The sequence below is a fragment of the Paenibacillus sp. PCH8 genome, assembly GCF_002968835.1.
Taxonomy (GTDB): domain Bacteria; phylum Bacillota; class Bacilli; order Paenibacillales; family Paenibacillaceae; genus Paenibacillus.
This window is the reverse complement of the sequence record NZ_PKQK01000005.1, coordinates 142,875-160,729: the sequence shown is the minus strand read 5'-3', so window position 1 is coordinate 160,729 and position 17,855 is coordinate 142,875. Positions and strand designations below refer to the sequence as shown.

Below are 17,855 nucleotides of genomic sequence, written 5' to 3'. Positions count from 1 at the left end.
TCACTTGTATTCTGCCGCTACAGCTTTTATAGTATTCTAGCGACTCACGGCATTTGTCATCTTTCGAAAGTGGTTTAATACTGCGAAAACGTGAATGATGTCGACCTAGGACGAAACGGAGCGAGAACAGGCCGTCTTTTTACCTGTTTTTGAGCATTTGAGGATCAGACATTTATGATAGAATAGATAAACATACTTTTGGGGAGAAGGAGATCAGGCTATGCGCATGAAGAATCTGCACCATTATACTGAACATCATCGCTACTGCGTATACAGGGAGTTTGGACTTAGTGCCCTGGATGACCGTATGCTTACAGGTGCTTATCAGCCCATGGTAGGTGCTTTTGCGGTTGGCTTGTATCGGCTGTTGTTTCAGCATCTTCCCGGTGAACAGGTCGGTTACTCACCGCTTGAGCAGCAACGGAGGCTGTTCATGACGCTTGGATTGGAGCCGAGCGAGAAAGGGCGCAAATATCTGGTCGAGCAGGCGTCCAAGCTTGAAGCGGTGGGACTGCTTCAGACTTCACGGCTATATATTCCGGAAAATGATGATTACATCTACGAATATGAGCTGCAGCCGCCGCTCTCTCCGGCAGAATTTTTTCGTACACAGCATTTGACACTGCTGCTTCGTGACAAGATTGGCAAATTCGCCGTCCTTTCCCTGCGTTCCGGTTTTTCGGCAGTGGAAAATGGGGACGCGCCTTACCCGGTGGCCAATAAAGAGAATATTTCCGTTCCTTTTTACGATTTATTTGAACTCAATACCCATGTCATTGATTATGAATTGGAGCAGGCATTGTCGGAAGTATCGACTACGGCTCAGCGGACAGGCACAAATGATACAGCGGAGGAAAATAGTCTGAACTATGCCGACATTATTTTGCGTTTTCCACGGGAGTCCGTCAATCGTCGGCATGTTGAGCAGCTTCGCTTCGACCATGAACAATTGGGAATTGTCAATTATGTGGTGAATAAGTTTAATCTCAGTGTGCAGGATGTATGCCGTTTGCTTGATGAGGATGATATCTTCAGTCCGCAGGGTCAACTGATTCTGGATGACCTGCAACATAAGGCAAGCCTGCAGTTCAGACAGACGAAGAAGCGTCATGAACAGCAGACTGTACAAGCAGCCAAGGTAGTGGCACTGAGACAGCATATGGAGGAGCCTGAACGGAAAGAGAAAGAGGACTCCGGTGAACCGCCGGTCGAGCATGGGGTACAGATGGAATATTACGTCGAAGTGCCTCCGCAATTTATGACGAAGTGTGATATTCATCAATACAACATGATGTTGCGTAATGAGCCGTATACCCGCTTGCTACAGACGTTCTTCCCTGGTGCCGTACCGGACAATCTGATCGATATATTTGAGAAAATTGATCTGAGCTACAAGTTGCCTGGTGAAGTCATCAATGTGCTGATCCATTATCTGATGGCATTGCTGGTGTCCGGTGGAGAGCAACGGATTAACCGTAACTTCGTTGAGGCGATCGCCTCCAACATGTTGCTCAAACAGGTAAACTCTTATGAGAAGGCTGTTCAATATATTCGCGATCAGGCCAAGGTCAAAGGCAAACAGGCTGCTGGTGCAGCTGGAACCCGTACCCGTACATACGGCAAAGGAACCAAAGCGAAGCCCGAAATTCCGATTGTACAAGACGTAAGTTCTGATGGGGATGCTGTATCAGAGGAAGAGTTCGAAGAGATGATGAGATTCGCCCAGCAGATGCAGGCAAGTAAGCAAAAAGGAACTTCATAAATAAATCTATCCAAAGGCAGGTCTCTTATGATGGGGGCTTGTCTTTTTTTTGCAAAATCATTAGGGAAAGGAAGTATAGAGACATGAACCGATATGAGGAATCGTTTCTCTAGGCGTCGTCATCATTCGTGTTGCATAGGATGACTTTCTCGCCCACTTCCTAGATAAGATTTAATCAATAACAGACCCCGAAAATGCTTACCCCCTAGAATTTCATCGGTTAAACCTGGGGTTTTTCCAATGTCTATTCTAAGGGGTGCACTTCAGAAGTGAGAGGGCTCTCTTTTACTGAAATAGCTGTAAGTTGCTAAAATGTTATACAGGTTAGCCTGAAAAATAACTTGCAATGTTACCTCAAAATCGTAGTGGCCTGATTACCCGCATAATCCTCAATGACCAGTTTCAAAGAGCTGTTGCTGGACGTTGATGTGAAGGTCAGTTCACTCAGCTTTGTTCTGCCCCGAATGATATACGGGAATTTCTGCGAAACATAAGTGACTCCGAACTGGCGTGCTACTCCATTTTCATACACATAGATCTTGTACCAGTCCTCCAGATCCGGCAGGGCAAGTGTGTACTTTCCATCTTTTACCGTCACCTTTTCCTTGGCGTATGGTGTAATCTGAAGATCTGCGAGCTGCCCGGTATGGGTTACCGAATTCTGCTCGCCAATGGCGATATTCAACACGTAATGTTCACCATTAGTCGGAAGTCCGGTTAGGACGGCAGATGGTTTGCCTTTTTTGACCTGAAGCGACTTAGTGAAGGGCTCTTTTGTATATTCGGTTTCAAGTGTGAGCTGAATGGACTCGTTGCCTTTACCTTTGTCTTTATTTTTATCTTTGTCCTTATCCGTATTCTTATCCTTACCCGTATCTTTCGCTTTCTTCGGGTTTTTCCAGCTTACAATGGCATCGCCATTTTTCTTGAATTTCACATCAATATTCTGAACGGCTGCATTCAGATCATAAGGCAGGACGGTTGCTTCACTTTTGGTACCATCTGCACCAACAGCACGTATAGACAGTTCTCCAGAGCGCTGCTTCAGCGATTTGATATAAAAAGTAGAATCATACACGCCGCCAACATAGGCACCATTTTCATACAAGTTGTATTGTTTCACTTCAGAATAGTCTTTCATGTCCCAGGCTACAACCAGTTCATCGGTGTTGGTCAGTGCCTTGGCAATATGGAATCCGGTAGGGGCATCCGGCACAGCGGCTGAACCGTCCATCATGCGAATCTCACCAATATTCATCTGGTAATTCTCGATCGTCTCGCCATTAGGGTCAAAAGATAATCCTAGAGCAGCAATCGTCTTACCCTGATATGCACTCAAATCCAGTGAAACGGTCTTCCAGCCGTCGGTCTGCTGGCCTGACTGAGGCACTTCCACGTAGACCACGTTGGATGGATCATCCTCGAAGATCAATCCAACATGCAGGGAAGAGGCATCACTGCCAGACGGTTTGTTATACGTTAGTTCCAGTTTCGATTGTCCGTTGACGGACAGGTCAGTCTTATACAAGCGCAGGAAGTTGTCCGCGTTCAGTTTACCGTTCACCACGAGAGAGCTGCCGCCATTGAACGCGCCAATGGAGTCATAGTTGTATCTTGCGCCTTTCTCGTAGGTTGGACCATAATCAAAATCAACACGTAGCTTGTCACCCTCGCTATCCATCCACCACTGCCAAGTGACAGGGATATCTTGAATATTGATATTGGACCATTCCTTATCATTCGAGACACTACCGTCTTCATAATATTTCAGACCATGGCCTGTATTAAAGTTGGTTGCAAAGTTGGAGCCATTAATGACGGAGCGTTCGGTGAGGTACGCAGCGATCCCATCCCAGTTTGCGCCGGAAGCGTATACATCCGACAGGTCCGCCGAGGCGTTACGCCGTGCATTCGTCGGGTCCTGATTTGGTCCGGACCACCAAGCGCGATCACGTACAAAGGTCATCCATTGATACTGATCCTCAGCTCGGTGATTGGTGCTGCCATCGCCCATTTCTTCATCCAGGGCGTTGTGGGTGAAGTCGGCACCCAGTGTCGCAATACTGTTCATGGGTTGACCATTCTCATCCAGATTATGGCGCAAGTCATAGGACTGCTTCCAGCGACCGAATTTGTCATGCCCACCTTCAACTCCGGCAAATACAGTTTCCAGTGGATCAAGTCCCAGGCTGATCGCATGATCACGGGAATCACGGAGCATCTTGTGGTTCCACACATAGTTCAGGAAGATTGAATCCGAGACTCTGCCCAGAGCGGTATCTTGCACAAAGGGGCTGTTAAGTCCGTTGAACTCGTTCTGGTACTGAATCTTGCCCGTTGTATTAATCGTGGAATCGTACCACTGAACATATAAGCCTTCATCTCTTAGACCTTTCATGAATTTCTTGTAGGAAGCGATATCCTCAGGGGCTACACCCCGAGCGACCTCTTCCTGATTGAAGAAATATCCATCGTAGTTATAATACTTCGCCATTTCGGTCAGTTTCTCGGCTACAGGGAAGTTGCCGTTCTCATCCTGTACCAGCATTTGTTTGTACGTCTGTGGTCCACGGTCATTGTCTGAGAAAAAGATGTTGGCAATGGACTTAACGCCATTTTTGTGGGCTGCATTGGTGTAGGCCGGATTAGGAATGTTCAAAATGCCAAACTCGAAGTATTTCTCCGTCCACTCCTTATTCGGATCATACAGCTCCTCCGGCACTCCGGCAGAGGCCATGCCGTGCCAATAGCTGTAGTAGTCTGTATACTGCCAATAATTAAACAGATACTGACTGAATTCATTGGTATATGGTGTGCTATCAAAGAATGCATTGCCGTAATCACCACTCATCGTAAATAGCTGGGTGTCTGGGCTGAGATCAGGATACGCCTGTGTAGCAGCGAACGCTTCATTACGGGGTTGCAGGGGGACATGGGCACGAACCAGCTCACCATGGATATCACTTTCGGGTGTCCAGTTTAGAATCTGAGCCGAAGTGTATCCGTGCTGATAGGGTTGATTCACCCCTTTGGCGCTGTCACCGGTGTAAGGGAGCGTGTCTCCGGCATAAACGGATGATGCAACAACTTGTCCAAGCAGAGCCGTAGTCAGGACCATGGCAGTGACCTTGGGAATGATGCCTTTCGGTTTGAGTTTGCGTGTCATGCTGTTCCTCCTTCAAGTGGAATGAATGGTTGGTATTCTTTAACACAAAGCTAAACGTATGGTTAACGATAGAGGATGAAAGCGTTTTTAAATAGGGCAAAATTAAAGAAAGACAGGTATAAACTAAAGAAAAATTACGGGTGACAAGTTTATGTCAGAAGCCTGATGGTATAATTCAAGTCAGGAAAACAGCATCGGAGGGAACGAGCGAATTGAAAATTGTTAGCGTTTACAATAATTTCTTCAAAAATAATATGTTTATGAAAATGCTGCTGATCTTCTCGATGATTTCGATTGTCACGATCATTACGTTATCTTATATCATCTTCCTGTCGGTGTCCGACTCCACGATTCGCCGGGAACTCGCGATCCAGAAAGCAGCGATGGAACATGTGGATCGGTATATTCATCAGCAGTATGAATCCGTGCAGAACATGGTGAGGGATATGCATCAGAATGAGGCGCTGTCCACCAACATTACGTATCTGATGAATCACACGTATGCTGAATATGTTCAGCACATGACGAATGGATATTACGCTAATCAGGATGATTATTCCGCCGATGTGCTGAAACATTTTCAGAATATTATGGATCGCAATTCGCAGATTAACCAACTCATGTTATACAGCGCTGAGCAGCAGGATCTGTCTACCTTCAATCAGAACAAGCCGTTCCGCAAGTTGGATACGAATGTGGCCCATTCCTATATTCCTGATGTGATGGCGATGGAAACGCCCAATATTAGTGCGCCCAATTACTGGATTCGCAAAGAGATCAATCAATGGGACCCTGCGCTCTATTCCATCCGCGTCCCCATTAACAATACACAGACCCTTCGTAATTTGGGACAATTTCTCGTGTTCTTTGACTCGGCGGGAATCGGGAATGCGCTGGATAATTACGAGAGCAATCTGAAGGGAGATATCGTGGTATTGTCGTCCAAAGGGACCGTATTATTCGACTCCAACGATCATTATTACGGGAAGAAGTATCCCTATGTGAATGTGGCCGATTCCCTGTTTGATCAGACGGATATGGATGCGATGAAAAAGGAACAGAACATGTATGTGAACAAGTTCGTCTCTGCGGATCAGGGCTATGTTGTCATTGGAACCGTTCCGGTGGAAGAGATGGCTGAAACGTATGCGGGTATTCGCAATACCATCATCTCCATCAGTATCGTATGTATTCTGTTTGCCGTGCTGGTTCCGGCGTTTTTCATTATTAACTTTGCCAAACGAACCCGTAGAATTATTCGCTTCACTCAAAAAGTGAAATACGGCAATCTGACGGCTCGCATTGACGATGCACGTGATGATGAACTTGGGCAAATCTCGCATAGCTTCAATGATATGCTGGATGAGCTTAATCTGTATATTGAACGGGTCTACAAAGCCGAGATCAAACAGAAGGAGACCGAACTGGTCGCATTACAGGCTCGAATCAACCCGCACTTTCTATATAATACACTTGAAGTGATTCGCATGAGGGCGATCTCCCAGGGGGCGAGGGATGTTGGCGAGATGATCTATAGCCTGTCCGTATTATTCAAAAGCCTGGTACAACAGAAGAAAAACTATACGCTGAAGGATGAGATGGAAGCTTGCCGCTTATATTTGGAGTTATTCCGAATCCGCTATAAAGATATTTTCATCTATACCATCCAGATCGAATCCGCTTTTTATCAACACCCTGTGGTGAAACTTTCGCTGCAGCCGATCATCGAGAATTATGTGGTACATGGCATTCAGACAGAACGTTCGGATAACCGGTTATCCATTGTTGTAGAAGAGACGGATGGTGTGGTGCAGGTGGAGGTCAGGGATAACGGCAAAGGCATTGATCCTGTACGTCTGAGCGAGATCCTTGAAGAACTGGAACGCCCGGAAGAGTCTGGTCAGATGTTCGGGCTGCGAAGTGTCCATAGTCGATTGCGTTTCCTGTACGGCCCAGAGTTCGGAATTACGATAGAGAGCACCCTCGGAGAAGGGACACGGATCAGAGTGCGATATCCGCATCATCCGCATACAGAAGGGAAAGGTGTATGACATGTACAAGGTGTTTATTGTGGACGATGAGCCGTTCATCATTGAAGGATTATACGATATTGTAGACTGGTCTTCATTCGGTATGGAAATTGTAGGTCATGCCGGCAATGGACAGGCGGCGTTGAACGCACTCTCTGCTCAGCCTGTGGACATTCTGATTACGGATATATCCATGCCACTCATGAATGGTCTTGATCTGATTCGGGAAGTCAGACGACTTCAACCTGAGTTAAAGGTCATGATCCTCAGTGGTTTCAATGAGTTTGAATATCTGAAAGAAGGCATGCAGCTCGGTATTGAGAATTATCTGCTCAAGCCTATTAATGTGGAAGAACTGGAATCCACGCTGAGCAACACGGCATCCAAACTGGATCATACGGAGTCACCTCAAGCCGATGATGCGTATGGCATCCAGATTCTGAAAGACAATATCCTGCATCGCTGGCTGACAGGACAGATCGCGGCTACCGAGTTTGAGGAACGTGCCCGATTTATGAATCTTTCCCTGGAGGCCACGGATGTGGCTGTAGCTGTTCTACGTGACAAAGACAAAGGGCAAACATCCGGCATGTTTGAACGTGTGGAGGGGATGCTGAAGGACAAGCCTCAACTGAATGTATTCCATGATATGGATGGAGATCTCGTTATTGTTGCCAATGTTGACGGCAACGAAGATGAGAAACAGAAGTTGATGGATGGCCTTCAGGTTATCTCTGATGTAATCTCAGTAACACATCCTGCAGTACGTATTGGAGCAGGCGGGTTGATGAAGGGGCTCTACCATGCTCCAGTAAGTTATGAAGAGGCGAAGAAGGCACTTCAGTATGTGATGATCTATCCCGATCTGAAAGTCATTGACCATGCCATTCTGGATCGATGCGGCAACTCGGCGGCGACTTTCTTCATCGACTGGAGGGAGTACTCCAAACTAATTCTGTCCCGCAATACCGAACAACTTGCTGACCGGATTCGTATGGATTTCGAACAACATCGGCATGGACTTACGCCTGGGGAACTTCAGAATACGGCACTGGAAGTGGTGATTCGCTTCAAGATGGAACTGGAGAGCATCAAACATTCGGATGAGTCTGCGATATACCAACAAGGGCTTCGTCTTGTGCTGGACAGTGCAACGTTTGATGAACTCGTGCGAGCGCTTCAACAGGTTGGGTCGCAGACGATCCAATCCCTATTGCAGGATCTGAAGAATCCGATTGTGAACCAGGTGCTTCAACATATCGACAAACATTACGCAGAAGAGCTTTCCTTGAAGCTATTGGGTGCCCATTATCATCTGCATCCAGTGTATTTAGGACAATTATTCCATAAGGAGACCGGGGAGACGTTTGCCGAATATATTAACAAATACCGGATTGAACGTGCGAAGGAGCAGTTACGGAATACCAATCTAAAGGTACATGAGATTGCCCGAAATGTAGGGTACTGGGAGACCGGCTATTTCTATAAGCAATTCCGCAAATATGTGGGCATTTCACCGACCGATTTCAAGGTTTTTGGTTAATTCGGTGGCTGGAAGATCCAACTTGCGGACGGAGATCCAAGAGACATACTCGGAACAGGAATGGCATGCCATGAAATTCATGCCATACGTTACCCGGCATGTCTCTTTTATGTAAGCGATTTATTTAAACAGGTACAAAATAGGTGCCTAGAGACGAATTCTCTTTAATTTGTACCTCGAAAACTTGAGTTTATCTTCTTTTTGTAAATGCTTTCATTCGATAAGGTTAAAGCAGTTAGATTGTAGAGTTTAAGGAAACACGAAAAGGGAGGGTCAAAGAAATGAGTAAACAAAGAAAACGTTTCTCGCTCGTTCTTGCATCGTTAATGGCCGTTACACTTGTTCTTAGTGCCTGTGGAGGAAGCAAAAGTGTTTCCGAATCCGGGGGTGCGGGAGATGACGCGGTCGAGTTGATCTGGTACACGATCGGTACGCCTCAGAAAGACGTCAATAAAGTAATGGAAGAAGTTAGTAAGTACACCAAAGAGAAAATTAACGCAACCGTGACGATGAAAATGGTGGACTGGGGTGACTACCCGCAGAAGATGCAAGTCAACGTAGCGTCAGGTGAGCCAATGGATATTCTATTCACTTCATCTGGTGGATTCGATTATGTACAGAATGCCCGGAAAGGTGCATTCCTTGAACTGGATGACCTGCTGACAGAATACGGTCAGGATCTGACCAAGACCATTGATCCTGCATTCCTCAGCGGTTCGAAAGTGGACGGACACAATTACGGAATTCCTGCCAACAAGGAGTTGCCTCAACAAGAGGTATGGCGTTTTAACCAAATGCTGCTGGATAAATACAAACTTGATATCTCCGGTATCCGTACGTTAGACAGTCTGGAGCCTTTGCTCAAAACGATCAAGGAAAGTGAGCCAAGTGTAACGCCTTTTGCCATGGATAAGAATTATGTTCCTTATGTGCCTTATGACTATGTCATTCAGAATCTGCCAATGGCGATCAAGCTGGATACAACAGATTATAAGCTCGTGAACATTCTGGAAACGCCTGAAATGAAAGAAGCACTCACCACGATGAGCAAATACTACAAGGCAGGTTATGTATCGGCAGAAGCTGCAACAACAGGTTCCACGAACGACCTGACGACATCAGGCAATTGGTTCCTGGATCGTGCACAGACTCAGCCGCTCGCGGACAATCAGTGGTCTGCAAGTTACGGGTATAAGGTTGTTTCAACCCCAGCCAGTGATGCGATTATAACGAATACATCTGTACAAGGTTCAATCATGGCTATCTCAGCCAACTCGGAATATCCAGAGAAAGCAATGGAATTCCTCAACCTGCTGAATACAGATCCTGTGCTACGCAATATGGTGGATTCCGGAATTGAAGGTACACACTACAAAAAAGTAGATGACACCCACATGGAGAATCTGCCTGAATCGAAAAACTACGATATGCCTTCATACTCCCTTGGAAACAATATGCTGCTCAACCTGAACAGCAATGATCCAGACAACAAATGGGATGAGTTCAAGAAGTTCAATGCTGAAGGTGTCAATTCCCCGATCCTCAGCTTCAACTTCGATGCAAGCAATGTATCATCTGAACTGACGGCGGTACAGAACGTGAAAGAGCAATATTGGGCAGCACTGATGACAGGTACACTGGACCCGGCAGCCAATCTGGATCAAGTGATTGAGAAGTTCAATCAAGCCGGACTGGAGAAAGTCATGGCTGAAGCCCAAAGCCAGCTGGATGCCTGGAGAGCAGAGAACAAGTAACGGTACATCGTAAGGATCGGGCGGTTGCTTATCGCGTCCGGTCCTTTTTTATTCAAGCCTGAAGGAGGATATCCATAATGACTGCATTTTTAAAAAACCTGATTAGAAACCGAGTCATGCTGTTCATGGTGCTGCCAGGCGCCATCTGGTTCTTCTTCTTCTCCTACTTGCCACTCGTTGGTACAGTGGCTGCCTTTAAGGAATATCGTTTCAGCCGCGAAGGCTTCTGGGCAAGTCTGATGAAGAGTGAATGGGTAGGCTGGGACAATTTCCAATTCCTGTTCAGCACAAGTGATGCATGGCTGATTACACGCAATACGCTTTTTTATAACATCGCCATTATTTTCTTGGGACTGGTATTCGCTGTAGCTTTGGCAATCCTGCTCTCGGAACTCATTAATAAACGACTCGCCAAAATATATCAGACAGGTATGTTTCTCCCGTATTTCCTTTCCTGGGTTATCGTTGGATACTTCGCATTCAGCTTCCTGAGCATGGATCGGGGCATGTTGAATCAGATTATTGGCTGGTTCGGGATGGAACCTATTCAGTGGTATTCCGAGGCCAAGTACTGGCCGTATATTCTGGTTTTTGTAGCATTATGGAAAACGATTGGTTACAACAGCATCGTCTATCTCGCTTCTATCCTGGGCATTGATCGCTCGCTGTATGAGGCGGCCATGATCGATGGAGCAAGCAAGTGGCAGCAGATTCGCAATATCACGATTCCGTTGCTGTCGCCAATCATTACAATCATGACATTGCTGGCCGTAGGTCGCATCTTCTATGCCGACTTTGGACTGTTCTATCAGGTGCCAAGGGATTCCGGTACGCTCTATTCTGTAACGAATGTTATTGATACGTATGTGTATCGTGGCTTGAAAACAAGTGGTGAGATTGGCATGAGTACAGCAGCCGGATTGTATCAATCCGTTGTAGGCTTTGTGCTTGTTATCATCTCCAACTACGTAGTACGCAAAATCGATAAAGACAGCAGCCTATTCTAGGACAAGAGAAAGGAGTGAACCACTGTGGCTCAAGCTCAACTCGTTAAAAAACGTGACTTCCATCACGTATCCAACGGCTGGAACGTGATTATGAACATCATCGCCGGACTCTTCGCTCTGATCTGTGTTTTTCCATTTATCTTCGTAGTCATCATCTCGTTTACGGACGAGAAGGCACTGGCTCGTGATGGGTACCGACTGATTCCAGCAGAATGGAGTCTAGCCGCCTATCAGTTCGTCTGGCAGAGTGGTGACACACTGCTGCGTGCGTACGGGGTGACCATTCTGGTGACGGTACTCGGTACCATCATCAGTCTGATTCTGATGTCCCTGTATGCTTATGCGATTTCCCGCAAGAGCTTCCGTTATCGGAGATTTTTCGCCATATTTGCGATTCTGACCATGTTGTTCAACGGCGGGATGATTCCAACCTATATGGTTGTATCCCAGCTTCTTGGACTGAAAGATACCGTCTGGGCACTCATTCTGCCACTTGCGATGAATGCCTTCTATATTATGATTCTGCGTACCTTCTATTCGACCAGTGTACCGGATGCGGTCATTGAGTCGGCCAGAATTGATGGAGCCGGAGAATTCCATACGTTTCTGAAAATTGTTGTTCCTTTATCGTTACCGGGTCTGGCAACCATTGGATTATTTAGTACGCTCGGTTACTGGAACGATTGGTTCAATGCGCTATTGTACATTGATAATCCCAATCTCGTACCGCTGCAATCCATGCTGATGCGGATTGAGTCGAGTATTCAGTTCATCCAGCAGAACTCGGCGAACAGTTCGATGAGTCTCGCGGCGATGCAATCTATTCCGCAGGACACTTCACGGATGGCGATGGTTGTTCTCGCCACGTTGCCAATTATTTTCGCGTATCCGTTCTTCCAGCGTTACTTTGTACAAGGTCTGACGGTGGGAGCAGTTAAAGAGTAACCGAATCACTTGACAGGATTGGGAGGTGCAGATGAATGACTTATAAGGACCAAAGCAAATCCGTAGAAGAACGGGTACAGCATCTATTGAGTCTGATGACGACGGAAGAAAAGGTAGGTCAACTCACCCAGCCTTTCGGCTGGCAGACCTATACGAATAATCAGGGGAACATTACGCTGAATGAAACGTTTAAAGCGCAAGTGCAGAACACCGGCGTTGGATCTCTCTATGGTGTACTACGAGCCGATCCCTGGACCGGAGTTACGCTGGAGAATGGGTTATCCGCAAGAGAAGGAGCAGAAGCGGTTAACCTGATTCAACGCTATGCGGTGGAGCATTCCAGACTTGGGATTCCGATCCTGATCGGGGAGGAATGCTCGCATGGACATATGGCGATTGACGGAACCGTCTATCCTGTACCGCTTTTGCTGGGGAGCACCTGGAATGTAGATCTGTATCGGGAGATGTGCCAGGCGGTAGCACGGGAGACGCGTGCTCAAGGCGGTGCAGTCACGTATTCTCCGGTACTGGATGTTGTGCGTGATCCGCGCTGGGGACGTACCGAGGAATGCTTCGGTGAAGATCCATATCTGATTGGGGAACTGGCCGTTGCCTCGGTGGAAGGACTTCAGGGTGAACGCTTGAATCGGGAGGATGCGGTAGCGGCAACGCTGAAACATTTTGTTGGTTACGGCAGCTCGGAAGGTGGACGTAATGCGGGACCTGTACACATGGGCTGGCGTGAGCTGCTGGAAGTGGATCTGTATCCTTTCCGCAAAGCGGTGGAAGCTGGCGCGGCGTCCATTATGCCGGCGTATAACGAAATTGATGGCACACCGTGTACGGTGAATACGGAATTGTTGGAGGATGTTCTGCGTAAGGATTGGGGCTTTGACGGTCTGGTCATTACGGATTGCGGTGCGATCAACATGCTGGCAAGTGGGCATGACGTTGCGAATGATGGATTGGATGCATCGGTGCAGGCGATTCAGGCAGGCATTGATATGGAAATGTCCGGTGAGATGTTCGGGCAATATCTGGTTCAGGCGGTGGCAGAAGGCAAGCTTGATGTACAAGTTCTGGATCAGGCTGTCCGCCGTGTATTGGCTTTGAAGTTCAGTCTAGGATTATTCGAGCAACCTTATGTGGATGCGGATCGCGCAGAAGAAGTGATTGGCAGTGAAGCGCATGTTCAGCTGGCACGCCAGTTGGCGGCGGAAGGGGTTGTCATGCTCAAAAATGAGGGGGCTACATTGCCTTTATCCACTACAACGGCAGGTCGTATTGCTGTCATTGGGCCCAATGCGGATCAGGCATACAATCAGCTCGGCGATTATACATCACCGCAACCGAAGTCGAAAGTGGCGACGGTACTGGATGGGATTCGCAGTAAGCTGGCTGTAAGTGCGAATGGGCACGTGGAGAAGGGTTCTGCTGGTCATACGAATAGTGCTGAAACCTATGTAGAGAGCGTTGTAAACGAGGTACTCTATGCACCGGGCTGCCGGATTAAAGGTGATTCCAAAGAAGGATTTGAACGTGCCATCGAAGTTGCCAGCCAGGCGGAGACGGTCATTATGGTCGTGGGCGGTTCCAGTGCGCGTGATTTTGGAGAAGGCACAATCGATCTGAAGACGGGTGCTTCCAATGTATCGGATAATTCATGGAATGACATGGAGTGTGGCGAAGGTATTGATCGGATGACGTTAGGGCTTGCGGGAGTACAGCTGGAGCTTATTCAGGAGATTCACAAGCTCGGAAAGACCCTTGTCGTAGTTTACATTAATGGTCGTCCAATTACTGAGCCATGGGTCGATGAGCATGCCGATGCCATTCTGGAGGCGTGGTATCCGGGGCAAGAAGGCGGGCATGCGATTGCAGACATTCTGTTCGGTGACGTGAATCCGTCGGGTAGACTTACGATCTCCATTCCGAAGCATGTGGGTCAGTTACCGATCTACTATAACGGCAAACGTTCCCGTGGCAAACGTTACTTGGAAGAGGATCTGGAGCCACGTTATGCATTCGGATATGGACTCAGTTACACCACATTTGAATACAGTGATCCGAAGCTTAGTGGGACGAACATAACTGCGGGCGATTCGGTTGCCGTATCGGTGAATGTGACCAATACGGGCAGTTGTGCAGGAGCCGAGGTGGTTCAGATGTACATATCCGATGTGGTTAGCTCCATCACTCGCCCGGACAAGGAATTAAAGGGTTTTGCCAAAGTATATCTGGAGCCTGGAGAGACGCAGACGGTTGAATTACACATCGGTGCAGAGCAGTTGCAATATATTGGCCGGGACCTGAAGCCAGTCGTTGAACCGGGACAGTTCCATATTCATATCGGAAGCAACGTAAACGATACGCAAATGACCGTTTTGACGGTAAAGGAGGCGTAAGCTTTGGAACGTATCAGACGGTTCATCCGCGAGTTATCCGAACATCAGTGGCTGGAACAATTACAGCTGCGGAGCTGGCATATCAATCGCGCTTATTATAATGTACCGGGAGACTATGAGGATCATGGTGATTATCCGGCAGGACAGGATTTTGAACGATTTCCGAGCAAACAAGGAACAACCTACTTCTTTAGAACACGTTTGGAAATTCCTGAATCATGGCAGCAAGCACCATATGGACTTGTCTTCGAAACAGGTGGAGAAGGTCTGTTGCGGGTAAATGGACGCTCCTATCAAGGGTTGGACCGTAATCATACTTACGTCACGCTTGATCCATCCAAAGTCGGCACCGAACCGGAACTGGAGATCGAGATGTTCGATCCGGTGCCTGAACCTGTGGACCCCCTGAATCAACAGGCGGTGATTCAGCCACCAATCACCTCGATTACCAGCCTGCTGGTGAGACCGAATGAAGCGGTTCGCAGCCTGATGTACACGGTCATTATTGTACGGGATTCAGCAGTGTTGCTGCCGGAAAGTGACTTTCGGCGGGTTCGTCTGCTGGAAGCCATCTATCGTGCGATGGATCAATTCGTAGGTATGACAAAGGAAGAGATTAAGCATGGGGAAGGTATTCGCCAGATCGAAGATAGTCTGAGGCACCAAGTACGCGAGATTGGCGGCAACGCAGAAGGCTTGGAGCATATGGTGGGGCAATCCCATATTGATATTGCTTGGCTATGGCCTGTGCGGGAGACCGTACGCAAAACGAGTCGTACATTCTCTACTGTGGATGCTCTTATGAATGAATACCCGAATTATATCTATTCCCAGAGTCAGCCATTGCTGTATGCCTTTCTGAAGGAGAATGATCCCGAATTGTATGCACGGGTGAAGCAGCGGATTGTGGAAGGACGCTGGGAACTGGTTGGCGGCATGTGGGTGGAACCAGATCTGAATATTCCAAGCGGGGAGTCCTTGATCCGCCAGATGTTATATGGTCAACGTTTCTATATGGAGGAATTCGGCAAGACATCGCAGATCGAATGGCTGCCCGATACATTCGGCTACTGTGCCTCTCTGCCTCAGATTTTGAAGCATGGCAAAGTGGACTATTTCATGACGACGAAGCTGGGATGGAACGACACCAATGTGTTCCCATATGACCTGTTTCACTGGATTGGCATTGATGGCACACCGATCCTCTCCTACCTCAATCATGGGGTTAATGAACATACCTTGCCGAAAGATATTTACGATCACTGGCAGTCCTACCGGGAGAAAGCAGCGCATCCTGAACATATGCTTTTATACGGACACGGCGATGGTGGCGGCGGGGTAACACGCGAGATGCTGGAGTATGTGGATCGTGCTGACCTGATGGTAGGACAGCCTGCAAGTCGTTATAGCACAGCGGGAGCTTTTTTTGCTGGTATCGAAAAAGAACAGCCTGTACTGCCGAAATGGCATGGCGATCTGTACCTGGAATTACACCGGGGAACCTACACGACACATGCACGCAACAAGCGCAACAATCGGAAAGCGGAGGTTCTATATCGTGAAGCCGAGCTGTGGAATACACTCGCTCTACCGGAGATGGATGAGCCGGCGGAAGACGAAGTGCGTTCCGCACTGCATGAGGGCTGGAAGTTGATTTTGCTGAATCAATTCCACGATATCATTCCTGGTTCGGCCATTACGGAATCGTACGTGACATCGAATGAGGAGTATGCACGAGTGTTCGAGCTGGGCAGAACAGGACTGAATCAAGGCGTTGCTGCGTTGACAGCAGGCATGAACACGCAGGGTCCAGAGGATTCAGTGGCCTATGTTGTGTTCAACAGTCTGGGTTGGAAACGCAGTGCAGTGGTTCAGCTGCCTGTGCAGGATGGCTTCGATCGTTACGGCATTGATGAAGAAGGCCGGCGCTTGCGGATGGATCGGGAGGATGGGAGCATGTCTATTCTCGTGACAGACATTCCGGCATTTGGATATAAGACGATTTGGTTAGTACCGGAAAATACAAGGGATACGAATGTACGGGAAATGACGAACCTTGCCGCACAACCAACCTTTAATGATACATGGGATACTGCCTTTTATCATGTGCAGTTTAACGAACGTGGGGAGATCACGCGTTTATGGGATAAAACCGCAGAGCGAGAGATGCTGAAATCGGGAGAACAGGGGAATCAATTTCACTTTTTCCACGATCGTCCGACACTCTGGGATGCATGGGATATCGATACCCGTTATGAAGAGCAGGTTGCTGGCGCAGTGGAGTTGCTGGAGAAAAAGCTGGTGCTGGCAGGAGCAACGCAGGATGTCCTGCGTTTCCGCTGGAAGCTTCATCAATCCGTCATTACGCAGGATATGGTCTTCTATCACGAATCACCACGAATTGATTTCGAGACCTATGTGGACTGGAATGAAGATCACAAATTGCTGAAAGTTGGATTCCCGATTGATGTGGTGACGTCCAAAGCAACATTCGAGATTCCTTTTGGTGCACTGGAACGCCCCACACATCGTAACACCAGTTGGGAACAAGCCCAGTATGAAGTCTGTGGACATCGGTTCGTGGACGTCTCCGAATATGGATACGGCGTAAGTTTACTCAATGATTGCAAATACGGCTATGACGTGCAAGGCAGCACAATTCGTTTATCTTTACTTCGTGCTCCAAAATGGCCCGACCGCACGGCTGATCAGGGAGAACACCAATTCACGTATTCCCTGTATCCGCACGCAGGAGATTGGCGAAAAGCACATATCGTACGTCAAGCAACTGAATTGAATCATGAGGTGACGGTACAGCAAGTGCAACAGTCGCAGCAAGTGCAACAGATGGGGCACGTACAACAGAGGGATCAAGAACACCAAAGCCCAGGGTCTGGAGTAGATCCAACTGCAGATGCAACTGCAAAAGCCGCCCCTGTACGCCCGGCAACCGGAGCATGGATTAATTTCAACAGCAATCATGTCATTCTGGATACGGTCAAATTGGCAGAGGATGGACAAGGCACCGTACTCCGCTTCTATGAATCGTCAGGCAAACGCGAAAGCATCACATTGCAATGGCCGCATGCGTTTGAGCAAGCGTACCACTCCAACGCATTAGAAGAACCGGTCAAACCACTGGCCCATACACATGGCCAGATTACATTATCTTTTAAACCTTACGAAATACAAACCGTGCTACTGCGGTAAACCTTTTTGAAATATTTTTGAGCTATATATGTC

Annotated in this window: 9 protein-coding genes; 8 read left to right on the top strand and 1 reads right to left on the bottom strand. The window is 47.7% G+C overall.

Going from position 1 to position 17,855, the window contains the following annotated elements:
* The first annotated feature begins 220 nt into the window (after positions 1–220).
* On the top strand, positions 221–1,762 hold the full coding sequence (locus tag C0Q44_RS24705) for a replication initiation and membrane attachment family protein (protein ID WP_105409865.1): 1,542 nt from the start codon (positions 221–223) through the stop codon (positions 1,760–1,762).
* 349 nt (positions 1,763–2,111) lie between these two features.
* Here C0Q44_RS24705 and C0Q44_RS24700 read toward each other — a convergent pair whose 3' ends face one another.
* The gene (locus tag C0Q44_RS24700; RefSeq protein WP_105409864.1) at positions 2,112–4,928 is read right to left on the bottom strand and encodes an endo-beta-N-acetylglucosaminidase; all 2,817 of its coding nucleotides are present in this window, start codon (positions 4,926–4,928) and stop codon (positions 2,112–2,114) included.
* A gap of 254 nt (positions 4,929–5,182) precedes the next feature.
* Between C0Q44_RS24700 and C0Q44_RS24695 the strand changes: the two genes are divergently transcribed.
* From C0Q44_RS24695 to C0Q44_RS24665, 7 genes are all read left to right on the top strand, one after another.
* Positions 5,183–6,979 (top strand): sensor histidine kinase, encoded by a 1,797-nt coding sequence (locus C0Q44_RS24695; protein ID WP_181151164.1) that lies wholly within the window; start codon positions 5,183–5,185, stop codon positions 6,977–6,979.
* Position 6,980: 1 nt separating this feature from the next.
* Positions 6,981–8,501 (top strand): response regulator transcription factor, encoded by a 1,521-nt coding sequence (locus C0Q44_RS24690; protein WP_105409862.1) that lies wholly within the window; start codon positions 6,981–6,983, stop codon positions 8,499–8,501.
* Between the two features lie 281 nt (positions 8,502–8,782).
* A complete protein-coding gene (locus tag C0Q44_RS24685) occupies positions 8,783–10,255 on the top strand; it encodes an ABC transporter substrate-binding protein (protein ID WP_105409861.1) in 1,473 nt (490 codons plus the stop codon).
* A 77-nt stretch (positions 10,256–10,332) separates the two neighbouring features.
* Positions 10,333–11,262, top strand: coding sequence for an ABC transporter permease (locus C0Q44_RS24680; RefSeq protein ID WP_105409860.1), 930 nt, complete (start codon positions 10,333–10,335; stop codon positions 11,260–11,262).
* A 90-nt stretch (positions 11,263–11,352) separates the two neighbouring features.
* Positions 11,353–12,207, top strand: coding sequence for a carbohydrate ABC transporter permease (locus tag C0Q44_RS24675; protein WP_374955149.1), 855 nt, complete (start codon positions 11,353–11,355; stop codon positions 12,205–12,207).
* A gap of 35 nt (positions 12,208–12,242) precedes the next feature.
* Positions 12,243–14,612 carry a glycoside hydrolase family 3 N-terminal domain-containing protein gene (locus C0Q44_RS24670; protein WP_105409858.1) on the top strand — a complete coding sequence of 790 codons (2,370 nt, stop codon included), beginning with the start codon at positions 12,243–12,245 and terminating at the stop codon, positions 14,610–14,612.
* Positions 14,613–14,615: 3 nt separating this feature from the next.
* Positions 14,616–17,822, top strand: coding sequence for an alpha-mannosidase (locus tag C0Q44_RS24665; protein ID WP_105409857.1), 3,207 nt, complete (start codon positions 14,616–14,618; stop codon positions 17,820–17,822).
* Positions 17,823–17,855 lie beyond the last annotated feature (33 nt).